The organism is Nonomuraea harbinensis (genome assembly GCF_019396385.1).
GTDB lineage: Bacteria > Actinomycetota > Actinomycetes > Streptosporangiales > Streptosporangiaceae > Nonomuraea > Nonomuraea ferruginea.
The window spans coordinates 48,762-71,051 of sequence record NZ_JAHKRN010000048.1; the positions used below are offsets into that span (position 1 = coordinate 48,762).

A 22,290-nucleotide genomic window follows, 5' to 3' on the forward strand; every position below is an offset into this window, starting at 1 on the left:
GCCTGGGTGGGAGGTGTTGGTTACCTCCTGACGTCGGGGGTAGGCGGGCGTAACCGACGTCACCTTCGGGGGAGGGGACCATGACAACGGGTGATTTCTGGAACTACGGCTACGGCCCCATGGACGATCTGCTGGCCAGGTTCTTCGGGTACGGCCAGCCGGCGATGCCCCGCCGCGTCGACATCGGGAGGCTGCTCAGCGAGGACGCGATCGACCTCCTGCGCGTGGCGACGGAGAAGGCGGCCGAGTGGGGCGCCGACTACGTGGACACCGAGCACATGTTGTGGGCGGCCGCCCAGGTGGACACGGCCCGGCAGTTCCTGGAGCGGGCCGGGGCCGACCCGGCCGCGCTGGCCCGTGAGGTCGAGCAGGCCGTCGAGAAGCGTGAGCCCCGGCAGGACCCGATGTCGCTCGCACCGGCGGCCAAACGGGCCCTGCTGGACGCCAGGCAGGTGGCGCACGCCACCGGCGCCTCCTACATCGACCCGCATCACCTGCTGCTCGCCATGTCGGCGAACCCCCGGTCGATGGCGGGGCGGCTGCTCCGGGAGGCGCACGTCACCCCGCAGTCGTTCGTCCAGGAAGGCGCGGGCAACGGGGAGACGCTGACCGGCCAGCAGGCGCCGCCCAGCAGCACCCCGACGCTCGACCAGTACGGCCGGGACCTGACCGGCGAGGCCCGCGAGGGCGGCATCGACCCGGTGGTGGGCCGGGACCAGGAGATCCTCCGGGCGGTGGAGGTGCTGTCGAGGCGGACCAAGAACAACCCCGCGCTGATCGGCGAGCCGGGCGTCGGCAAGACGGCGGTCGTCGAAGGGCTGGCGCAGCGCATCGCGGACGGCGAGGTGCCCGAGACGCTCAAGCGCAAGCGCGTGGTCCAGCTGGATCTGGCCGGCCTGGTCGCGGGGACGAAGTTCCGCGGCGAGTTCGAGGAACGCCTGAGCAAGGTCATGGAGGAGATCCGCGCGCACAGCGAGGAGCTCATCATCTTCATCGACGAGCTGCACACCGTCGTCGGCGCGGGCGGCGCCGAGGGCGCCATCGACGCCTCCAACATGCTCAAACCCGCCCTGGCCCGCGGCGAGCTGCACGTGATCGGCGCCACCACGCTGGACGAGTACCGCAGGCACGTGGAGAAGGACGCCGCGCTCGAACGGCGCTTCCAGCCCATCCTGATCCCCGAGCCGGACGTCGCGGACACCATCGAGATCCTGCGCGGCCTGCGTGACCGGTACGAGGCCCACCACCAGGTCAAGTTCACCGACGAGGCGCTGGTGGCGGCGGCCGACCTGTCCGACCGCTACATCTCCAGCCGTTTCCTGCCCGACAAGGCGATCGACCTGATGGACGAGGCGGGCGCCCGGGTGGCCCTGCGCACCGGCACCGCCCCGACCGGCACCCGCGAGCTGGAGGAGGAGCTCGGCCACCGGCAGCGGGAGAAGGAGCAGGCGGTGACGCGCGAGGACTACGAACGCGCCCGCGAGCTCCGCGACGAGATCTCCGATCTCCAGTCCAGGATCGAGCAGACCCGCGACGGCCGCGGGAGAGTCGCCGAGGTGACCCCGGACGACATCGCCGCCGTCGTCTCCCGCGCCACCGGCATCCCGGTCGCCCAGCTCACCGAGGAGGAGCGGGACCGGCTCCTGGCCCTGGAGGAACACCTGCACCAGCGCGTCATCGGCCAGGACCAGGCGGTGGAGGCGGTCGCCGAGGCCGTGCGCCGCTCCCGCGCCGGCCTGAGCGACCCGGCCCGGCCGATCGGCTCCTTCCTGTTCCTCGGGCCCACCGGCGTGGGCAAGACCGAGCTGGCCAGAGCCCTGGCCGAGGCGCTGTTCGGCGAGCAGGACCGGATGATCCGGCTGGACATGAGCGAGTTCCAGGAACGGCACACCGTCTCACGGCTCGTGGGGGCGCCCCCCGGTTACGTGGGCTACGAGGAGGCGGGCCAGCTCACCGAGCAGGTGCGGCGCAAGCCGTACGCGGTGGTCCTGCTGGACGAGATCGAGAAGGCCCACGCGGACGTGTTCAACCTGCTGCTGCAGGTGCTGGAGGACGGGCGGCTGACCGACGGGCAGGGCCGGACGGTGGACTTCAGGAACACCGTGCTGATCATGACGTCGAACCTCGGCGCCGACCTCATCATGGCGCACGCCGGCGAGGACCCGCAGGCGCTGCGCGGCCAGCTCTCGCGGCTGCTGCAGATGCAGTTCAGGCCGGAGTTCCTCAACCGCGTCGACGAGATCATCATCTTCCGCGGCCTGGACGCCGAGCAGCTCCGCCAGATCACCGTCCTGCTGCTGGAGGAGACCCGGCGGCGGCTGCACGCGCAGAAGGTCGTCATGGAGATCGAGCCGGCGGCCGTCGACTGGCTCGCCAAGGAGGGCTACCAGCCGCAGTACGGAGCCCGGCCGCTGCGCCGCACCATCCAGCGCAAGCTCGACAACACGCTGTCGCGGCTGCTGCTGGACGGCACGCTCAAGCCGGAACAGCACGCCCACATCGGCGTCAGGAACGGCGACCTGGCCATCACCGTCCTCGACGCGGGGGCCGAGGTGGGCCCGGACACCGAGCCGCAGGTCCTGGCCAAGCCCGAGCCGCGTTCCCCCGAGGAACGCCGCGACCGGAGCGACCCCGGGCTCTACCTGTAATCGGATCGTGACGATGTGTCGCGTTAGTCCCTTCACTCCACCGATCATCACATGAGGGGGGAGTGAAGGGGGGTTCTCGGTGGGGTCGTCGGAATCGTCCACACATCTGGTCTATCTGGTGACGTACTGGCGGGAGTGGCGGGCGTGGGGGCCCGGGGGCGGCGAGGCGGACGACCGCATCATCAGGGAGCTGCTCGAGTCGAACGGGGGCGCCGAACCCGGGGTGTGGCTGACGACGTCGCCCGACGGCCTGCTCGACCAGGTCACCTGGCGCACCGGCGACGCCGCGCTGCGGGAGCTCGACCGGGGCAACGCGAAGGTCGACCAGGCGTACCGGGAGATCGAGGCCGGCTACCTGGACGCGGCCGACAGCCTCCACTGGTACCACGTCCTGATCCACCCCGACCACGAAGTGGGGCCGTTCAAGCGGGAGGGCGGGGGCGGGAAGCCGTGGATCCTGTTCGACATCCAGTTCCGCAACCGCTGGAGCTCGCGGATGATGTTCATCGGCGTCAGCTTCTGGGTCGGCGATCCGAACTGGATCCCCGGCGAGGCCCTGGGCCGCGCACCGCGGGAGACGAGCGCCCACCGGCGGCACGAATGGTTCATGCGCTGCGAGCGGCAGGCCCGCACCCACGTGAGAGCCCACTTCCGCAAGGCGAAGCAGGACATCAGGGAGTACGAGGCCCCGGAGTTCTGGATCGCGCTGGAGGACAACGGCACGGGGGACCGGCCGAGCCTGAAGAGCGCGCGTGACCTGTACGAGGTGGTGCACGGAGGTGCCACGTCCGGTGGGGCGCGCAGGCGCTTCCCGCTGCGCCGGCTGCTCGGTGGCGCCGGCGCCACGGAGCTGAGCAGCGCGGACGTGTGTGTGGAGCCCGCCCGGCGCGACGACCGCACGGTACGCGAATGCTACGTGGTGCTGCCCGACACGCCGCATCTCAACGGCACGGTCGTGGGGGAGCGATTACGTCCCGCGGTGGCGGGGCTTCTGACCCTGGAGGCGCTGGCCGCCTCCGGCAACGACATCCGCGAGCAGCTCCAGGTCTGGCGCGAGCACGCGATGATCTACCAGCACGCCGCCCGCACGGCCGGGGCCCTGTGGGACGGGGTGGCCACCCACCTGCCGATCCGGCGCTGGTGGCGGCTGAACCGCGCGCACCGGGCGGTGGAGCTGATCCACCTGATGCTGCTGCAGGGCATGGCGGACCTCGCCGACGTGGCCAGCCACGTCGACGAACGGGTGAGCCGGATCGAACGGCTGGAGCACCTCGCCGACGAGCGGTTCGCCGAGACGCTCGGCTGGGCGGGCCGCGGGCTGCGGGAGGCGCTGGCCGACGCCAGCCACTTCACCGAACTCAAACGGTTCGGCTCGCGGGCGCGGGACGTCGCCGACCGCGCCACCGAGCAGTACAAGAACCTGCTCGAGTCGATGGCGCACGCCTTCGACGAGCGCCGGGTCAGGGAGCTGGAGGTGCTGCAACGGGCGGGCTTCTGGCTGAGCATGACGATAGGCGCCTTCGCGGTCCTCACCTTTATGGACTTCTTCATGGAGATCGAACACAAGCAGGTCGTGGACGACCTGTTCATGGCGGACCGCCGGCTGCACGTGATGGTGTGGGGCGTCCTCGGCCTGCTGACCGCGATCGTGCTGGGCGTGACGGCGAAGTCGCTGTGGTCGCAGCGGATGGGGTCGAGCTGGTTCCACCGGACGTTCCGGCGGCTGGAGCGCTATCTGCGCCTGTCGTCCACCCGCGAACTGGAGCTGCTGCGCGGCCGTATCACCCGCACGCGCGAGGACACGTGGAAGGGCCGCGACCAGGACCTGGCCGACCGCTTCGCGGACCTGTGGGACGAGTCGGCGCGCGCCGTCGCGGCCAACTCGTCGGCCAGGCCGCAGCCGCCGCGCCGGGCCGGGCGGTCCGGGGGACCGTCCGGCTGGCTGGACGCGCGATGGGTGGCCCTGCGCGGTGTGCGCTGGTCCGGCCGCGATCTGGCCACGCAGCGCCGCGACATCGAGGCGCTGATCGTGCGCACTCTCCTGCTGGCGGAGCGGACGCCGACGCTGCGCCGGTACGGGCTGGTCCGGCTGGCGCTGCTGCACCGGCACTGCGGGCGGCTGCCCGGCAACTGGTTCGGCGAGTTCGACGGGGTGTCGAGGTCGGAGCTGCGGATGGTGTTCACGACCGCCGGAGGCAGCGCGGAGATCGCGGACAAGGTCGACAAGCGGATGGCGGAACGGATCGCCCACACCAAGGCGGTCGAGGCGGGCCGGGTCGACGACCGGGCCGCGCCCGCCGGCAAGATCAGGACCGCTCGGGAGCTGCTGGAGGCGATCGAGCAGGAACTGGTCCGGCCCGACCTGCCGGGGCTGGCCGCGTGAGCGAGCCGGGCGCTCAGGGGACGCGCCAGGTGTCGCCGGAGTCGAACAGGTGCCTGAGGTCGCCTTGGCCCTTCTGCGCCACCGCTTCGTCGAGCTGGCTGGTCATCAGGGTGTCGTAGGCCGGGCGGCGGGCGCGGCGGGCTCAAGAGGGTCTGGGCCACTGGCACAGAAGAGGCCGGTCGGTCGCCGGGCCCACTGGACACTTGGCTAGTCGTTAACCCATTAACGGCTAAAAGTCAGCGGATACGGCTTCCTGGAGCGGTGTAGTCGTCGTTAGCATCCCGTCCAAAGACAATGAGGTCGGGAGGCTTCCGTGGGGCGTTCGCTCGAAGGGATGCCGGTGCTCGTCACCGGGGGCGGCTCTGGGATCGGCGAGGCGGTGGTCCACCGGCTGGTCAAGGCCGGTGCGAAGGTGACACTCGCGGGCCGGCGCGCGGACCGGGTCGAGGCGGTCGCCAGGCAGGCGGGCTCCGGCGCGTGCGGCGTCGTCGCCGACGTCACCGTGGCCGCGGACCGCGAGCGCATGGTCGCACGGGCGGTCGAGCACGGCGGCGGGCTGGAAGCCGTGGTGCACGCCGCGGGCAACATGTACCGAGGCGCGCTCGAAGACCTCGACGAGCAGGCGCTGCACGACGTGTTCGCCTCCAACACGATCGGCCCCATGATGCTGACCGCGCTCGCCCTGCCGCACCTGCGGGAGCGCTCCGGCGCCGTGGTCTTCTTCGGTTCCGTGCACACCCAGCGCGCCTTTCCCGGCGCGTCCCCGTACGCCGCCACGAAGGGCGCGCTGGAGACGCTGACCGGCGTCCTGGCCGCGGAGCTGGGACCTCAGGGCGTGCGGGTCGGCTGCGTGCGGCCCGGCGGCGTGCTGACCGAGATCAACCAGCGGGCCGGGCTCATGGACGACGCCACCGCCGCCGAGCGCATGCGCTCGCTCGGCCCCGCCCACGCGCTCGGCCGGGCGGGCACCGCGGCCGAGGTCGCCGAGGCCGTCGGATACCTGATCACGGCCGAGTGGGCGACCGGCGGCGTGCTCACCATCGACGGCGGCCTCGGCCTCGGCGTCACCAACGCCTGACGCGCGCACGGGCCGGTGCGCGGCGCGGTCCTCGCCTTCACCGGCGGTGGGCGCGTGGTGGGGACACCACGCGCCCTTCCGGTCGTGTCAGGACGCGGACTTGCCGGGCTCCAGCCAGTCCTCGCTGACGAGCTTCCACGCGGAGCCGTCCCACTCCGCGACCTTCGCGCCGGTCGTCCCGACGTGCCCGCCGCCGGCGGCCGGGCCGAAGGTGATCGGCGGGTAGATGCCGGACGCGTGCTCCTTGAGCGACTCGGCGGTCTTCTGGAAGCTCGCCCAGCTCAGGTCGTCGCCCATCCGGTTCACGATCTCGAAGAAGATCTTCGTGTTGGCGTACGCCTGCAGGGCGTAGGCGCTGCCGGCCTGGTCCGGCGCGACGGCCTGCTGGGCGGTCCGCCACGCCGCCGCCTCCGGGGCGTCCGACGTCGGCAGCTCGGAGATGAACGTGCCGTAGATGCCCTTCGCCGCGGGCCCCGCCGGCCCGACCGTGCCCGCGCTGCCCGTGGTCACGGTCGAGGAGGTGCCCATGATCGTGGGCTTCCAGCCCAGCTCGCCGACCGCCTTCATGATCAGCGCCGACTGCGTGTTGTCCGTGCCGAGCACGATGGCGTCCGGCTTCGCCTCCCGCACCTTCAGTACGGCGGAGCTCACCTCGGTCGAGTTGGGCTCGGTCGTCTCGTTCGCGACGACCTCGACCCCCGTGGCCGCGGCCTCCTCCTTGACCCCGTCCCGGATCGCGTGGCCGAGCTCGTTGTCCTGCCCGATGACGGCGACCTTCTTGACGTCCTTGCCCGCCAGGAAGTCCACGATCACCCTGGCCTGGTCACGCTGGCTGGTGCCGAGCAGGAACACCGAGTCCTGCTCCGGGTCGGGCGGCAGCACCGGCGCGAACAGCGGCATCCCCTTCTGCGCCAGGTAGGGGTAGCTGCCCGGGATGTTGGCCGACCCGGCGGGGGAGACGACCGCGTACACCTTCTCCTGGTCGCCCAGGCGGCGGATGTTGGCGACGCTGCGCGCCGCCTCGAACCCGTCGTCGAGCACGACGAGCTTCACCTGGCGCCCCAGGACGCCGCCCTTGTCGTTGATCTCCTTGACCGCCGCGTTCAGCCCGGCTTCGAAGCCCTTCCCCGAGGTGGCGGCGCCGCCGGAGAGCGGCAGGGTGGTGCCGATGGTGATGGTGTCGTCCGTGACACCCTGCACCGTCCCGCCCGCGTCCGACGGCGCGGCCGCCTGGGACGAGCAGCCCGCGACGGCGAGCGCGGTCAGCAGGGCGGGCAGGGCGGTGAGCGGGAACCGTCGTGGCCTCATGGGACCCTCCAGTCAGAATGGTGCTAGTGGTTCAGCCGAGGTAGGCGCGGACGAGGTTCTCCGAGTCCGCGAGCTCGTGGGCGGGGCCCGAGGTGTGCACGGCTCCGCCGGCGAGCACGTACGCGCGGTCCGCGATGTCGAGCACGGCCGAGTTCTGCTCGACGAGCAGGAACGCGGTGCCCGACTCCGCCCGCAACCGGGCGACCAGCCCGAGCAGCTGGGTGACCAGGATGGGCGCGAGGCCGAAGGACATCTCGTCCACCATCACCAGGCGCGGCCGGCCGAGCAGCGCCCTGGCGACGGCCAGCATCTGCTGCTGGCCGCCGGACAGCGAACCGGCGGGCGCGGCCAGCTTGTCGCGGAGCGCGTCGAACACCTCCAGCAGCCGCTCCTCGTCCTGGGCGACGTCCCGGGCGCCGCGCCCGCGGGCGGTGGCGCCCAGGCGCAGGTTCTGCCGCACGGTGAGGGACGAGAGGATGCCGCGGCCCTCGGGGACGTGGCCGAGGCCGAGCCTGGCCCTGGCCTCCGGCGGCCGCCCGCCGAGCGTGGCGCCGTCGAAGCTCACCGAGCCCGACCAGGTGGGCAGCACGCCGGAGACGGCGCGCAGCGTCGTGGTCTTGCCCGCGCCGTTGACCCCGAGCAGCGCGACGATCTCGCCCTCCGCCACGTCGAGGTCGACCCCGCGCAGCACCGGGACCCGGCCGTAGCCGGAGGTCAGCTCACGAATCGACAGTAGCAACGCCGGCTCCCAGGTAGGCCTTGACGACATCGGGATGGGCGAGGACCTCGGCCGGAGTGCCGTCCGCCAGGATGCGCCCGAAGTGCAGCGCCGCGACCCGCGGGCACAGCCGCGAGACGAGCTCCAGGTCGTGCTCGATGATCAGGATGGACAGCTCGTCCCGCTCGCCGATCTCGGCCAGCGGCGCCACCATCCGGTCGACGTCGGCCGCCGACAGTCCGGCGGCGGGTTCGTCCAGCAGCACGATGCGCGGCCGCGGAGCCAGCGCGCGGACGACTTCGACGATCTTCTGGCTGCCCAGCGGCAGGTTGCCGGCGGGCTCGGCGGCGCGTGCGGCCAGCCCGAAGGCGTCGAGCAGCTCCCGGGCCCGCTCCCTGGCGGTGCGCGCCCCGCGCGAGACCCCGAGGAAGTCGGCCAGCCCACCGCCCGGGGGCAGCCCGGCGTCCAGCCCGGCCAGCACGTTCGCCTCGACCGACAGCTCGGCCACCAGCCGGGGAGTCTGGAAGGTCCGGCGCACGCCTCTGCGGGCCACGACGGCCGGGCGGCCGGCGCGTACGGGCTCGCCCGCGATCCGCACCGACCCCGCGACCGGCCGCACATAGCCGGTCACCACGTTGAACACCGTCGTCTTGCCCGCGCCGTTCGGGCCGATCAGCCCGGTGAACCCCGTGCCGACGGCGAGGTCGACGCCCTTCAGCACCTCGTTGCCGCCGAAGCGCACGGCGATCCCGGACAGTTCGAGCGCGTTCATCGGGCGGCTCCCGTCAGGTCGGCCTGCCCGGACACGGGCGGCGGTTCGGGCGCCGGCGGGGCCGGGCGCCTGGCCCGCAGCCGGGCGGGCAGCGAGGCCAGCCCGCGCGGCAGGAACGCGATCGCCAGCGCGAGAATCAGCCCGTACACCAGCCGCTGCCAGCTCCCCAGGTCCTGCAGCAGGTCACGCAGCACCACCACCACGACGGCGCCGAGGAACGGCCCGGCGACGTAACCCACGCCGCCGAGGAACGCGATGACCAGGAACTCGATGAGCAGCCCCATGTCGAAGATCTCCGGCGTCAGGTACGACAGGCACTGCGCGTACAGCGCCCCCGCGATGCCCCCGATGAACGCCGACAGCGCGAAGGCCAGCAGCTTCGTCCGCATCGGGCTCACCCCCAGCGACGGCGCGGCGATCTCCGCGTCCCGCACGACCCGCAGGCGCCTGCCGAGCCCGACGCGCCCGATGCGCATGACGACGGCGGTGGTGACGGCCGCCACGGCGAGGCACAGGTACCAGCGGCTGCCGTCGACGTCGATCCCGGGCAGCACCACGGCCTGCACGGCGGTGCCGGCGATGCCGCCGGTGACCGGCGTGGCCTCCACGAACACGCGGATCATCAGCTCGGCGAACGCGAGCGTGGCGATCGCCAGGTAGAAGCCGCGCAGCCGGGTGGCCGGCAGCCCGATCAGCACCCCGAACAGCGCGGCGACCAGGCCCGCGGTGACCGCCGCGAGCGGCCAGGCCCAGCCCTGCGCGACCAGGTATGTGGTCGCGTACGCCCCGACGCCGAGGAAACCGGCCTGGGACAGCGCGATCTGCCCCGACCATCCCATGATCAGGACCAGCCCGAGCCCGGCCGTGGCCGTCACCATGACCAGGCACGCCTGGAACAGCAGGTACGGGTTGACCAGGCCGGGCAGTGCGAGCAGGACGAGCGCCGCCGCGACGGCGCCGGCCACGCCGGCGACCCGCCGGGGCGAGCCGGAGAGCAGCGCGAGCGGTGTCATCAGACCTCCCGGACCTGGTGGCGGCCGAACAGCCCCTGCGGCTTGATCGACAGCACCACGACGATGGCCAGCAGCGCGATCGCGGTCTTGCTCGACGTCGAGATGTACGCGCCCGCCAGGTTCTCCGCCACGCCGAGCGCGAGCCCGCCGACGAACGCCCCGGTGATGCTGGAGAACCCGCCGAGCGTCGCCGCGACGAAGCCCTTGATGAGCAGCCCCGAGCCGTTCTGGTCGGTGAGCAGCGAAGCCTGCCCCTGCAGCAGCAGCGCGATCGTGGCGATCGCCCCCGCCAGGGCCCACGAGGTGCGGAACACCGTCGTGACCGAGACGCCGAGCAGCCTCGGCGTCACGCGGTCCTCCGCGATCGCCTGCATCCGCACGCCGAGCGGCGTGCGGAAGAAGAGGATGAGCCCGGCCATCACCGCCAGCCCGGCCGCGATGCTGAGCAGCTGCTCGTACGCCACGACCTGCCCGGCCACGGTGAACGAGCCCGCGAACGGGGAGTCGATCTTGCGGGGCTCGGATCCCCACACGAGCTGGACGACCGCGTTGATCACGACGAAGACCGCGATCGTCATCAGGACCGTGGCGAAATGGTTCTCCGCCAGGATCGGACGGATAGCCGTTCGTTCCACCACTACGGACAGCGCGACGCCGATGAGCAACCCGATCGGTACCGCAAGCCACCATGACAGGTGCGCGCCGTCGATGAGCGCCCAGGTGCAGAAAGCCGGAAACAATCCCAGCTCAGCCATGGCGAAGTTGGGTACGTCGGTCGCCTTCAGCACGAGGACCATGGCCAGTGCCATGAGGGAGTACCAGCTCCCCGCCTGCAAGCCGCTGATGATCTGTTGCCACACGGTTACGCCTCCAGCCGCTAGTCGTCAGGATGCTAACGTCCAATGGGAAGACGCGACAGTCCCGATTTGGCAACGACGCGGCGAGGCGGGAGCGAGCGGAGCGCGGTCAGGCGGCCCGGCCTGCGGGCACGCGAAAACGGCGCCCATCGTCAGATGGACGCCGTCGCGATCCTGATGCGGCCCGGCCGCCGGATCGGCGGGCGGGGCCGTCGGGCGGATCCGGGGGTCCGTCCGCCGAGAACCGCCGGACGCCCCCGCGTCAGCGGATCAGCGGGACGTGTCGTTCCCGCGCCGGCGGCCGGGGGCGGGCGGGGGCGCGCCGGCGCCCCTTCTGAGCAGCGTGGCGGGGGCGCCGTGGTCGGCGCGCAGCCGCAGCAGCGCCGGATCGGACTTCCAGAAGGTCTCGAAGTCCTCGGCCGCGAACTTCTCCACGATGAGGTGCATGGCGATGTCGTGGCGCACGTACTCGACCGCGACCAGGACCACCGCCGGGTCGTCGGTGTAGACGCCCCAGGCGTCGTCGTTGATCACGCCGCCGATGACCGCCTGCTCGCGGTCGGCCACCACGACCAGCAGCCGGCAGCCCAGGTTCTCCAGCGCCACCTTGGGGCTGGAGAAGCGGTGCTGGGTGGTGTGGCCCACCGGGTCGGGGTCGTCGCCGAAGACGACCGTGGAGACGTCGACGCCGTCGGACTCGGCCCTGCGGGCCAGCGGCTTGAGCGGCTCCAGCTCCGCCGGCCACCCGGACAGGAACAGGTCTCTGCGCGCCGCCGAGACCACGTCCTCGGCCCGGGTGATCAGCGACGACCGGTCGGTAAGGTTGTGGATCAGCCGGACCTGGGTGGGCGAGGCCACCTCGGGCAGCGACTCGCGCAGCGTGCTGATCGACTGGTCGAACTCGCGCCGCATCCGGTCGAGCAGCGACATCGGGGGCAGCGAGATGTAGCCCACGCCCGCGTCGCCGAGCCGCACCTCGTAGGCGGCTCCCCGGCCCACGAGCTTGCCCAGCGTCTCGTAGACCGTGCTGCGCGGCACTCCCGATCGTTTGGCCACCTCGTAGCCGTTGAGCGGGGCGCCGGCCGCCACGAGCGCGACGTAGGCCTTGGCCTCGTAACCGGACATGCCGAGGCGCTGGAGCTCTTCGATCACTCTCTGCTGAGACACGTTGCCATCGTCGCATCACCTCGGGCTCCGGGACGAATTCCGATCACCGCCAGGCCAGTCTAGCCAGGACGGTTCATAGTAGTTAACCTTCTGACGCATAACGAGGTCCGAGGAGAGCCGATGGCCGACAGCATCTTGATCACCGGAGGCGCCGTCATCGACGGCACCGGCGCCGCGCCGCGAGCCGACGAGGCGGTGCTGGTGCGCGGCGACCGGATCGCCGCCCTGGGCGCCGAGGCGCTGGCCCAGGCCGAGTCGGGCGGCGTGGACGAGCGGATCGACGCGAGCGGGCGCACGGTCATGCCCGGCCTGATCGACGCCCACACCCACCTCAGCTTCGGCGAGCCGACCGGCAACGACGAGTTGCTCAACCACCGCACGCAGGGCTACAGCTCGATGCTGTCGGTCTACCACGCCCGCAAGGTGCTCCGCGCCGGGGTGACCGGCGTGCTCGACGCCGACTGCCTGTGGTCCATCGGCGTCGAGCTGCGGGACGCCATCGACACCGGCATCGTGGAAGGTCCCCGCATGCGCGCCGGGGGACAGGCCCTGATGACCATGCTCGGCGGCACCGCCGGCCGGATGATCCGCGACGAGGGCACCACCGGCTACGCGACCGTCGTCCACAACCGCGACATGATGGTCAAAGAGGTACGACGCCAGATCAAGTACGGGGTCGACTGGATCAAGATCATGGTCACCGGCCTGATCCCGTCCATGAAGGGCCCCGAGGTCAAGGTCTGGAGCTTCGACGAGCTCCGTACCGTCTGCGACGCCGCGCACGAGCTCAACACCAAGGTCGTCGCCCACTGCCGCAACTCCGAGAGCACCCGCGACGCCGCCAGGGCGGGCGTCGACCTGATCTACCACGCCTCCTACATGGACGACGAGGCGCTCGAAGCCGTCGTCGAGTCCGGCAGCGCGCTGTGCCCGACGTTCACGCTCCTCGGCAACCTCGCCGACTACGGCCAGAAGATCGGCAGCGCGCCCGAGCTGCTCGACGTGTTCCGCGCCGAGATCGAGGTCACCGCCGCGCAGATGGCCAAGGCGCACGCCGCCGGCGTGCCGTTCCTCACCGGCTCGGAGACCGGCTTCGCCGTCACCCCCGTAGGCGAGTGGCACGCCCGCGAGCTGGAGATGTTCGTCCAGTACATGGGCATGACGCCGATGGCGGCGATCGTCGCCGCCACCCGCAACGGCGCCTTCGCGCTGCGCATGGAAGGCGAGGTCGGCACCCTGGAGACCGGCCGGCTCGCCGACGTCCTCATCGTCGACGGCGACCCGCTGAAGGACGTCACGATCCTCCAGGACCGCACCCGGATCGCCGAGGTGATCAAGGGCGGGCGCCGGATCGACCTCACCACCCCGATCCCCGAGCGCCGCATGCGCTCCACCGACCAGGTCAGGTTCCTCGCCTCCTGCCCCCTCACCCGCGGGCTGGCCCTGACCGAGGATCAACTGGAGAAGCTGGCCCGTGTCTGACCACCCCGAGCTTCCTCCCGGGCGTTCACCGGTGATCGACGTGCACGCGCACGCCGTACTGGAGGTCGGCCTCGGGGCGGCCGGCGCGGCGGGGCCCGAGCTGGGCGTCTCGCCCGACGGCACGCCCTTCTACCGCGTCGGCGGGTACGTGCTGAACGGCGTGCGCTACGCCGGAAGCCCCTTCATGGACGTGGACGTCCGCATCGCCGCCATGGACGAGGCCGGCGTCGACGTGCAGTTGCTGTCGCCCAACCCGCTGACCTACTTCGACCGGCTGGACCCCGGCGCGGCGGTGGCCTACGCGCGCACCCACAACGACGCGCTGGCCGAGACGGTGGGCAAGCACCCGGCGCGCCTGCTCGGCGCCGCCCAGCTGCCGGTGCAGGACGTCCCCGCGTCGATCGCCGAGGCCCGGCGCGCCGTGCGCGAGCTGGGGATGGCGGCCGTGTACATCGGCACCGACCCGGCCGGGCGCACCCTCGACGACCCCGGGCTCGACCCGCTCTACGAGGCGCTCGCCGACCTGGACGTGCCGCTGTTCGTGCACCCGTCGCCGCTCGGCCCGGACGGGCCGCCGCAGGACCCCCGGCTGCGCCGCTTCGACCTCGACCTGCTCTTCGGGTTCGCCCGCGACGAGACGCTGGCCGTGGCGGCGCTGGTCTTCGGCGGCGTGCTCGACCGGCATCCCGGCCTGGACGTGTGCGTCTCGCACGGCGGCGGCGCCGCGGCGTTCGTCGCCGGTCGGTTCGCCCGCGCCGTGGAGAAGCGCCCGTGGGCCGGCGCGAAGCTGCGGGAGAACGGGTTCGAGCACTACTACCGCCGCCTGTGGTTCGACACCCATGTGCACGACGACCTGTCGCTTCACCTGCTCGCCGAGCACGCGGGGACCGAGCGGCTGGTGTTCGGCACCAACTTCGCCGGCTGGGACTCCGGCGCCCACGAGGGCCCAGGGCTCGACCCCGCGGTCCTGGCCGCCAACGCCGCCAGACTCCTGCGCCGCCCTGACCTGCTGGAGGTCCGATGACGACTCTCGGCCACGTGGGAGATTCGGCCAGCGCACCCTGCCGCGTCCTCGTCACCGGTGGTGCCTCCGGCATCGGCCTCGCGTGCGCGCAGCTCCTCGCCGCGCAGGGCTGGGAGGTCGAGGTCGCCGACCTGCGCCCCGGGCCGGGGCGGCACGAGCTCGACGTGGCCGACCGGGAGTCCTGGGAGCGCGTGCTCGACGCGGCCTGGCCGCTCGACGCCCTGGTGAACTGCGCCGGCCACCGGAGCCGCGGCGCGATCACCGAGCTAGACGTCGCCGAGTTCGAACGCATGCTTTCCGTGCACGTCACCGGGACGTTCCTGGGCATCCAGGGCTGTGCCCGGCGCTGGCTGGCGGCCGGCGTCGGCGGCGCCGTCGTCACCATCAGCTCGGTGACCGGCACCCACGCCGTCGCCGGACAGCCGCACTACGTGGCCGCCAAGGCCGGGGTCGCCGGGCTGGTCCGCGCGGCGGCGGCCGAGCTGGCCACCGCCGGGATCCGGGTCAACGCCATCGCGCCCGGCGTCATCCGTACCCCCATGACAGCGGACCGGCTCGGCGCACCCGAGCAGGCGGCGTGGCTGATGAACCGCGTCCCGATGGCGCGCGTGGGCGAGCCGGAAGAGGTCGCGGCGGCCGTGGCGTTCCTCCTCTCCGGCGGAGCGTCGTACCTCACGGGCGCGGTGATCCCGGTCGACGGCGCCTGGACAGCCACCTGACGACCCCATGCCCTCCACAGCCTCTTCGTGCAGCGTTTCGTACGGAGCTTCCGTACGGAGACAAAGCTTTCGTGTGGCGACGAAGCTTTTGTGCGGAGACAGAGCTTCCGTGCGGAGACGGAGGCTTCGTGCGGATACCCAGCCTGCCCCGGTGGCTGTCGATAGGGCACCCAGGCTGATCTGACACCTAACTGCGAAGGGACACCCCATGCGTGCCGTTGTGCTGTCCGGAGGGCTCACTCACGACTTCCCCGCCACCACCGCCTGCCTGGTGGAGCTCCTGTCCGGACAGGGGATCCGGGCGGAGGTCCATACCGACGTGGACGCCGCCCTGCGGGCGCTGCCGGGTGCGGCGCTGCTGGTGGTGAACGCGCTGCGCTGGACGATGACCGGGCCAGGCACCCCCGACCGCTATCGGGAACTGGCCGGAACGGAGGGCGCGAGCCCGTCCCGGAGCGCCAGGGCCAGGCTGGCGGCCCACCTTGAAGCGGGCGGCGGCGTGCTCGGCATGCACACGGCGAGCATCTGCTTCGACGACTGGCCGGAGTGGGGGCGGGCGCTCGGCGCCGCCTGGGTGTGGGGCCGCTCGCACCACCCGCCCATCGGCCCCGCGGTCGAGGTGCGGCCGGAGGGCGGGCACGAACTGATCGACGGCCTTGACCCGTTCACGGTCGTCGACGAGGTCTACGGGAACCTGGAACGGGCGCCCGGGACCGTCCCGCTCCTGACCGCCGCCCAGCCCACCGGCCCGGACACCCACAGCCGTCACCCCCTGCTGTGGGCCCGCGAACACGCCGGCGGCCGCATCGTCTACGACGCCCTCGGCCACCACCCGCCGTCGTACGAGGTCCCCGAACACCGCGAAATCCTCCGCCGCGCCATCCACTGGACCACCCACGGCTGACCCACACACCCCAAACCACACCCGCACGTGTGAAGACAACCTCACCGCCGTACCGACCAGCGCGTATGAAACGGCCCGCCACACGGGAGACGGCACGCACAGGGAGACGGCACGCACACGCGACGGCTCGCACATGCGAGACGGCCCATGCCTGTGGCGCCGCCGTGCCTGCCAGTCCGCCGCAGGCGCCCGTGAGTCCCACGCGCAGCCAGTCCGCAGACACCCAAGTTCCCGTGCCGCGAGTCCCAGGTGCTTGCGAGTCGGCTCGTACATGCGGAGCGGCGGATACGGGAGTTGGCGGGTACGCGCCGGACAGGCCCACGAGCCCGTGAACGGCCTCGTACGAGGGAGTCGCTCTTACAGGAGAGAACCGTGGTACCGCGGGCGCCTGAACAGGCGGGAGTTCGCGAGACGGCCCCACATCCGCGAGGGCCCCGTACTCGCGAGGGCCCCACATGTGCGGAGAGCCCTGCATGCGTGGAGAGCCCCGCATGTGCGAGACAGCCCTCCATCGCCCCCGGCACGCGGTGTGCGAGACGGCCCTACGTACGCGAGATGGTCCCGCCGGTGCGCGAACAGCCGTGCACACGACGGCGGGGGCGCGTCACGTACGACGTGACGCGCCCCCAGTCGTCAGGCCTCGGCGAAGCCGACGGAGTCCACTGAGGCCGGGCGTGGGAGGGAGGCGAGGGTGCTCTTGATGAGGCCGCCGTCGACGGCGAGGGTCTGGCCGCTGACGTAGGCGGACTTCTCGGAGCCGAGGAAGAGGACGGCGGCGGCGATGTCCTCGGCCGAGCCGAGCCGGGCCAGGGGCACCGCGCCCTGGCGGACGCGCCGGACCTCGGGGTCGGCGTAGATGGCGTCGGACATGCCCGCGTGGATGAGTCCGGGAGCCACGCAGTTGACGCGGATGCCGTGCCTGGCCCACTCCATCGCCATGTGCTCGGTCAGCCGGACGACGCCGGCCTTGCTGGCCGAGTAGGCGCCCGCGTTCGGGGCGGCCGCGATGCCGTTGATCGAGGCCAGGTTGACGATCGCGCCTCCGCCGGCGTCGGCCATCGCCCTGGCGAGCGTCCTGGCGACGATGAAGGTGCCCGTCAGATTGACCCGCAGCGCGGCCTCCCACTCGGCCACCGGGAGGTCGAGCAGCGGCCCGAACCGGACGATGCCGGCGTTGTTCACCACCAGCTGCGGCGGCTCCGGCAGCAGCGCCGCCGCGGCGCGCACCGACTCCTCGTCGGCGACGTCGACGGCCGTGCCCGCGCACGCGTCGCCGATGTCGCGGGCCGTCTGCTCGACGGCCGGGCCGTCGACGTCCCATGCGGCGACCCGGTAGCCCTCTTTCACCGCGTACTCGGCGATGACGGCTCCGATGCCGTGCGCCGCCCCGGTGACCACGGCCCATTTCGTCATGCTGTTCTCTCCCCTTGTCGGCCTGTCCCCAAGCGTCGTCATAAGGATAACGACGCTAAGGGACGCGGCGGCGTGCCTTGTTCACAACGTTCGACGGGTCACCCGGTCACAGCAGCGCCTGGTAGGCCCCTCCGTCCACGGGCACCGCCGCGCCGGTGAGGTAACCGGCCTGCGCCGAGCACAGGAACGCGACGACCGCGCCGAGGTCGGCCGGCTCGCCCAGCCGTCCCGCCGGCACGTCGCCGACCGGCGGGCTGTCGCCGTACACCTGCGTGACCCGTTCCGTACGGTGCAGGCCGGGCTGCACGGAGTTCACCGTGATCCCGTCCGCGGCCACCTCGCGGGCCAGCGTGCGCAGGAAACCCGTGGCGCCCGCGCGTGCGGTGTTGGACAGCGCGAGGTTCGGGTACGGCTGGCGCACGCCGAGCGAGGTGATCGCGACGATCCGGCCCCAGCCACCCTCCCGCATGAACGGCAGCGCGGCCAGCGACATCCGCACGACGGCGAGCAGGCTGCGTTCCAGCGCCGGTCGATAGGCGTCCAGCGGGGTCTGCGCGATCGTGCCGGGCGGCGGGCCGGGCCCGTTCACCACCAGGATGTCGAGCCCGCCCATCAGCGCCGCGGCCTCCTCCACGAACGCGGCGGCGCCGTCCGGCCCTGAGACGTCGGCGCGCAGCCACCGCACGCCTGGCCCCAGGCGCTCCGCCGCGGCGCGCGCCCGCTCCTCGTCGGAGCCGCAGATCGTGACCCGCGCCCCCTCCGCTACCAGCGCGGCCGCGCTCGCGTGACCGAGCCCCGCGCTCGCCGCCGCCACGGCCGCGCGCCGGCCCCGGATTCCCAGGTCCACGACTACGGCTCGCGCCGCGCGGCGGACCGCCCGAGCGGCCCGCCCCAGGTGTTCACGAACGGGATCAGTCGTGACGCGAAGGCGCCCTCAGTAGACATCGATCTCCTCGTCCCCGTCGAAGACGCGGATGGCGCCGGAGGGACAGTCGCGGGCGAGGTCGAAGATGTGCTCGTCCGTCAGCCGCGGCCCGCCAGGGACCAGCGCGACGATCTCGTCGTCGTCGAAGCGGAACGACTCCGGCGCCTCCGCGACGCACCTGCCGGAGCTGATGCACACGTCCCGATCGAGTTCGATCCGGTACGTCACTCGCCGCCTCCGAACAGGACCGGGTAGGAACCCCAGTAGGGCCGCTGGGTGTTGGCGTCACGCTGCGGCGGGTTGTCCGGGTCGCGCCGCACCCGCGCCGCGAACATCCGCTGGACCACACCGGTGACCAGGCCGAAGAGGTGGTCGTCCGGATCCGAGCCGGCCCGTTGCACGACCCCGGCGGCGAGGTCCTGGCCGATGCACACGTGCATCCCCGCGGCGAAGCTCAGCCCGAACGGGGCCACGTTCGGGGGGAACGTGCGGTGCGGGTCGAACGCGGCGGCGTCCGCGCCGAAGACCTCCGGGTCGCGGTTGACCGACTGCAGGTCGATCACCACGGTCGCGCCCTCGGGGATCTCGATGCCGGAACGCAGCGAGACCGGAGCCAGCGCGCGCCTCCGGCCGATGGGGCTGGACGGGTTGAGCCGTACGGTCTCGTGCACGGAGCGCTGGACGAACAGCGGGTCGGCGGCGGCGGGCCCGGCGTCCTCGGGGTGCGCCTCGATCCAGCCCAGGATGTGATCGACCGAGCGGACGAACGCGGTGGCGCTGGTGTGCGCGCCGGCCAGCAGGAAGAACGCGACCTCCCTGCGGATCACCTCGTGCGGCAGGCGCAGCTCCCCGGTGTGCCGCAGCAGCGTGGTCAGCACGTCGCTGGGCACGTCCACGTCCTCGCCGGCCGCCTCCCGCTCCAGCAGGTCGCGGCGGCGGGCGATGGACGGGGCCAGGAACTCCGCGTCCCAGTCTTCGAGGGCCCGTGCGATCACGCGCCGCTGCTCGTCCTTGTCCTTCGTCGAGTGCGCGAGCGTGGCGCCCTCGATGAAACTCATCATGTACGCGTAGAGCCGGCCGGTCTCCTCGGCGGTGCCCGCGGGGCGGTCGACGCCCGCGGTCAGGGCGGCGAGGTTGAGCATCAGCTCGTGCCCCAGGTGCACCAGGTCGACCCGGCCCTCCGTCCGGTACGGGGCCAGGGTCTGCTCGATCACCCTTGGGAACAGCTCGCGTTCGTAGCGTTCGAACACCTCGCGGCGGAACATCCGGTTCTCCACCCGGCGCCGGGACCGGTGCTCGTCGCCGTGCAGGTTCACCAGCACGTCCGCCATCACGACCTCGCCCTCGTCGTAGAGCGACTGGCGCAGGTCCTTGCTGCGATAGGCGTCCTTGGCGTCCGCGAACGTGGTGAGGACGATCGTTGTCTCTTCGGCGACGGCTGTCATCTGGACTTGCTCCTCCGTTGCGCACGACCGGATCGGGGGGTTGCCGGTCCCTGCTGAGGGTCTCGTGGCGTACCAAGCGGCGTCAAGACCCTAACGACGACTAACAGGGCGGTACGCAGGGTCACATCTTCCGCAGGGCAGTGTCCGCTGGTAGCGTCGTTAGTGTTCTAACCCCGTGTCAATCAGGGAGCGCGTGGCGATGACGACGATCACACTTGACGGCTACGCCGACGTACGCGAGGCCTTCCGGCTGCGCGACCTCAAGCAGGCGCTCTACGACGAGGGCGGGGTCGTCATGGCCGACTGCCTGCTGGTGCTGCACGGGGAGGACCACCGCGTGCGGCGCAGGGTGGAGAACCGGCTGTTCCGCCGGGGCACGTTCCGGCACTGGGAGCGCGAGTTCCTCCACGACGTCGTCCGCGACACGCTGGCGCCGTTCGCCGCCGACGGCCGCGCGGACCTGGTCGAGCTCGGCTACCGCACGATCATGAGCTTGACCGCGCTGGTCGCCGGCATCGACCGGCCCACCGGCTCCGCGGCCGAGGCGGACGCGCTCTACCGCTACGCGAAGAAGTTCTCCGAAGGCGCCACCCTGGTGCACACCACCCGGGACCCGGACGTCGTCCGGGCCGAGGTGCGGGCGGCGCTGGACGAGTTCGACGCCACGTTCATGCGGCCGTCGCTGGAGCGCCGCAGGGCGCTGCTGGCCCGGCACGCGGCCGGTGAGCTGGGTGAGCAGGACCTGCCCCGCGACGTGCTCACCGGCCTGCTGCGCCACTGGGACGAGCTCGGCATCGACCAGGAGATCCTGCTCCGCGAATGCGCCTTCTACCTCCAGGCCGGCTCGCACAGCACCGCCGACGCGTTCACGCACTCGGCCGACGAGTTCTTCGCCTGGGTCCGCCGCGACCCGGCCGCCGCCGAGAAGGCCCTCGACGATCCGGCCCTGCTCCAGCGCTGCGTGCACGAGACCCTGCGGCTGCACCCGGCCAGCCCCGTCGCCCAGCGGCGCGCGCTGGCCCCCGCCGTGCTGCGCGGCGGCACCGAGATCCCCGAGGGCGCGTTCGTCGTGCTGGACATCGCGGCGGCCAACCGCGACCCCCGGGTGTTCGAGCGCCCGGACGAGTTCGACCCCCTGCGCGAGGTCCCGGCCGGCGTCCCCCGCTGGGGCCACGCCTTCGGCGGCGGCACCCACGCGTGCATCGGCACCGAACTCGCCGGCGGTGTCCCGGCGGCCGACGACGCCGAGCAGGTTCTCGGTACGGTCACCCTCATGCTGTCGGCACTGCTCACCGCCGGCGCCCGCCCCGACCCCCACCATCCGCCGCGGCGCGACCCCAACTCCTCCCGCGACCACTTCGCCTCCTATCCAGTGCTGTTCCGATGACATCCATCCACGCGGTGAGATCGGCCGACGCGGTGAGATCCGTCTGTGCGGTGAGGTCCGGCTGTGCGGTGACGACCGGCTGTGCGGTGACGACCGGCTGTGGGGTGTTGGGCGCTCACGGGAGGGTGGGTGGGGACGGGTGACGGCCGGGTATCGGGTGACGGAGCGGTTTCTGGCGGCGGTGCACGCCAGGGATGCGGACGCGGCGGCCGGATGTTTCGCGGAGGACGGCACGTACGCGAACGTCCCGCACGCGCCCGTGGCCGGGCGGGCCGGCGTAGCGGCGTTGCTCCGGCCGATTCTGGGCCGCGCCGAGCGGGTGCGGTGGGAGCTGGTGACCGCGAGCTACACGGACGAGCGCGCGTGGCTCGAACGGGTCGACCGGTTCTGGATCGACGGCCGGGAGTACAGCGTCGCCTGCAACGGCGTCGCGGAGGTGGATCCCGCCCGCGAGCTGATCATCGGCTTCCGCGACTACACCGATCTGGCCCCCTGGCGGGCCCTGATCGCCCCCGTGCTCGCGGGCTGACAGGCTCGTGGACCTCGACGACCTGGACCTGGCCCTCCTGCGCCTGCTCGTGGAGGAGCCGCGCGCGGGCTACCGCGAGTACGCGCGGGTGCTCGGCGTGGCCAGGGGCACGGTGCAGGCCCGCATCGCGCGGCTGGAGCGGCGCGGGGCGATCACCGGCTACGCCGCGCACGTGTCGCCGGCCGCCCTCGGCTACACGGTCCAGGCGTTCGTGCACCTGCACCTCGCGCAGGGCAGGCTGGACGACGTGACCGAGCGGCTCGGCCAGCTCCCGGAAGTGCTGGAGGCACACTCGACCACCGGAGAGGGCGACCTGCTGTGCCGGATCGCCGCCCTCGACAACGGTCACCTGGAGCAGATCGTGCAGGCCCTGCTCGCGCTTCCCGGCGTGGTCCGGACCCGTACCGAGGTAGCCCTGCGCGGCCGCGTCCCGTACCGCGTGCTCCCGCTCCTCCAGCAGGTCAAGCCGTCGTCCTGAACGACCGGGGCCCGGCCGCGAGGTCGCGGCCGATCGGAAG

At 72.3% G+C, this 22,290-nt stretch carries 20 protein-coding genes; 10 read left to right on the top strand and 10 right to left on the bottom strand.

Annotated features, from left to right (window positions below):
• Nucleotides 1-80 precede the first annotated feature (80 nt).
• The 3 genes from KME79_RS35190 to KME79_RS35200 all read left to right on the top strand — a co-directional run bounded on the left by KME79_RS35190 (nt 81) and on the right by KME79_RS35200 (nt 6,109).
• The gene (locus KME79_RS35190) at nt 81-2,648 is read left to right on the top strand and encodes an ATP-dependent Clp protease ATP-binding subunit (RefSeq protein ID WP_219549563.1); all 2,568 of its coding nucleotides are present in this window, start codon (nt 81-83) and stop codon (nt 2,646-2,648) included.
• Nucleotides 2,649-2,766: 118 nt separating this feature from the next.
• On the top strand, nt 2,767-5,031 hold the full coding sequence (locus tag KME79_RS35195) for a hypothetical protein (protein ID WP_219549565.1): 2,265 nt from the start codon (nt 2,767-2,769) through the stop codon (nt 5,029-5,031).
• 313 nt (nt 5,032-5,344) lie between these two features.
• On the top strand, nt 5,345-6,109 hold the full coding sequence (locus KME79_RS35200) for an SDR family NAD(P)-dependent oxidoreductase (RefSeq protein WP_308249176.1): 765 nt from the start codon (nt 5,345-5,347) through the stop codon (nt 6,107-6,109).
• An 87-nt stretch (nt 6,110-6,196) separates the two neighbouring features.
• Here KME79_RS35200 and KME79_RS35205 read toward each other — a convergent pair whose 3' ends face one another.
• The 6 genes from KME79_RS35205 to KME79_RS35230 all read right to left on the bottom strand — a co-directional run bounded on the left by KME79_RS35205 (nt 6,197) and on the right by KME79_RS35230 (nt 11,944).
• Nucleotides 6,197-7,417, bottom strand: coding sequence for an ABC transporter substrate-binding protein (locus tag KME79_RS35205; protein ID WP_219549567.1), 1,221 nt, complete (start codon nt 7,415-7,417; stop codon nt 6,197-6,199).
• Between the two features lie 31 nt (nt 7,418-7,448).
• The gene (locus tag KME79_RS35210; protein ID WP_219549569.1) at nt 7,449-8,156 is read right to left on the bottom strand and encodes an ABC transporter ATP-binding protein; all 708 of its coding nucleotides are present in this window, start codon (nt 8,154-8,156) and stop codon (nt 7,449-7,451) included.
• Nucleotides 8,137-8,907, bottom strand: a complete 771-nt coding sequence (locus KME79_RS35215) for an ABC transporter ATP-binding protein (protein WP_219549571.1) — start codon at nt 8,905-8,907, stop codon at nt 8,137-8,139. Before KME79_RS35215 ends, KME79_RS35210 begins: the two co-directional genes overlap by 20 nt.
• Nucleotides 8,904-9,920 carry a branched-chain amino acid ABC transporter permease gene (locus tag KME79_RS35220; RefSeq protein ID WP_219549573.1) on the bottom strand — a complete coding sequence of 339 codons (1,017 nt, stop codon included), beginning with the start codon at nt 9,918-9,920 and terminating at the stop codon, nt 8,904-8,906. The genes KME79_RS35215 and KME79_RS35220 overlap by 4 nt, the downstream gene beginning before the upstream one ends.
• Nucleotides 9,920-10,780, bottom strand: a complete 861-nt coding sequence (locus KME79_RS35225) for a branched-chain amino acid ABC transporter permease (protein WP_219549575.1) — start codon at nt 10,778-10,780, stop codon at nt 9,920-9,922. The genes KME79_RS35220 and KME79_RS35225 overlap by 1 nt, the downstream gene beginning before the upstream one ends.
• A gap of 267 nt (nt 10,781-11,047) precedes the next feature.
• A complete protein-coding gene (locus KME79_RS35230) occupies nt 11,048-11,944 on the bottom strand; it encodes a TrmB family transcriptional regulator (RefSeq protein WP_261808494.1) in 897 nt (298 codons plus the stop codon).
• A gap of 120 nt (nt 11,945-12,064) precedes the next feature.
• On the opposite strand from KME79_RS35230, the gene KME79_RS35235 reads away from it, so the two are divergent.
• The 4 genes from KME79_RS35235 (at nt 12,065) to KME79_RS35250 (ending at nt 16,073) form a co-directional block, all read left to right on the top strand.
• Nucleotides 12,065-13,426 carry a metal-dependent hydrolase family protein gene (locus tag KME79_RS35235; RefSeq protein ID WP_219549577.1) on the top strand — a complete coding sequence of 454 codons (1,362 nt, stop codon included), beginning with the start codon at nt 12,065-12,067 and terminating at the stop codon, nt 13,424-13,426.
• Nucleotides 13,419-14,450 carry an amidohydrolase family protein gene (locus tag KME79_RS35240; RefSeq protein WP_219549579.1) on the top strand — a complete coding sequence of 344 codons (1,032 nt, stop codon included), beginning with the start codon at nt 13,419-13,421 and terminating at the stop codon, nt 14,448-14,450. The genes KME79_RS35235 and KME79_RS35240 overlap by 8 nt, the downstream gene beginning before the upstream one ends.
• A complete protein-coding gene (locus KME79_RS35245; RefSeq protein ID WP_219549581.1) occupies nt 14,447-15,169 on the top strand; it encodes an SDR family NAD(P)-dependent oxidoreductase in 723 nt (240 codons plus the stop codon). The genes KME79_RS35240 and KME79_RS35245 overlap by 4 nt, the downstream gene beginning before the upstream one ends.
• Nucleotides 15,170-15,377: 208 nt before the next feature.
• Nucleotides 15,378-16,073 carry a ThuA domain-containing protein gene (locus KME79_RS35250; protein WP_219549583.1) on the top strand — a complete coding sequence of 232 codons (696 nt, stop codon included), beginning with the start codon at nt 15,378-15,380 and terminating at the stop codon, nt 16,071-16,073.
• Between the two features lie 633 nt (nt 16,074-16,706).
• Here KME79_RS35250 and KME79_RS35255 read toward each other — a convergent pair.
• The 4 genes from KME79_RS35255 to KME79_RS35270 all read right to left on the bottom strand — a co-directional run bounded on the left by KME79_RS35255 (nt 16,707) and on the right by KME79_RS35270 (nt 19,856).
• Nucleotides 16,707-17,486, bottom strand: coding sequence for an SDR family NAD(P)-dependent oxidoreductase (locus KME79_RS35255; RefSeq protein ID WP_246640945.1), 780 nt, complete (start codon nt 17,484-17,486; stop codon nt 16,707-16,709).
• Between the two features lie 106 nt (nt 17,487-17,592).
• Nucleotides 17,593-18,333, bottom strand: coding sequence for an SDR family oxidoreductase (locus KME79_RS35260; protein WP_219549585.1), 741 nt, complete (start codon nt 18,331-18,333; stop codon nt 17,593-17,595).
• A gap of 87 nt (nt 18,334-18,420) precedes the next feature.
• Entirely contained in the window at nt 18,421-18,639 is a 219-nt protein-coding gene (locus KME79_RS35265) for a ferredoxin (protein WP_148031131.1), read from the bottom strand.
• Nucleotides 18,636-19,856 carry a cytochrome P450 gene (locus KME79_RS35270; protein WP_219549587.1) on the bottom strand — a complete coding sequence of 407 codons (1,221 nt, stop codon included), beginning with the start codon at nt 19,854-19,856 and terminating at the stop codon, nt 18,636-18,638. Before KME79_RS35270 ends, KME79_RS35265 begins: the two co-directional genes overlap by 4 nt.
• A 199-nt stretch (nt 19,857-20,055) precedes the next feature.
• Here KME79_RS35270 and KME79_RS35275 point away from each other — a divergent pair, with 199 nt between their 5' ends.
• The 3 genes from KME79_RS35275 (at nt 20,056) to KME79_RS35285 (ending at nt 22,250) form a co-directional block, all read left to right on the top strand.
• Nucleotides 20,056-21,243 carry a cytochrome P450 gene (locus KME79_RS35275; RefSeq protein ID WP_219549588.1) on the top strand — a complete coding sequence of 396 codons (1,188 nt, stop codon included), beginning with the start codon at nt 20,056-20,058 and terminating at the stop codon, nt 21,241-21,243.
• Nucleotides 21,244-21,382: 139 nt separating this feature from the next.
• Complete coding sequence (locus KME79_RS35280; protein WP_219549589.1) at nt 21,383-21,772, top strand: nuclear transport factor 2 family protein; 390 nt, start codon at nt 21,383-21,385, stop codon at nt 21,770-21,772.
• A gap of 7 nt (nt 21,773-21,779) precedes the next feature.
• On the top strand, nt 21,780-22,250 hold the full coding sequence (locus KME79_RS35285) for an Lrp/AsnC family transcriptional regulator (RefSeq protein WP_219549590.1): 471 nt from the start codon (nt 21,780-21,782) through the stop codon (nt 22,248-22,250).
• Nucleotides 22,251-22,290: the final 40 nt, after the last annotated feature.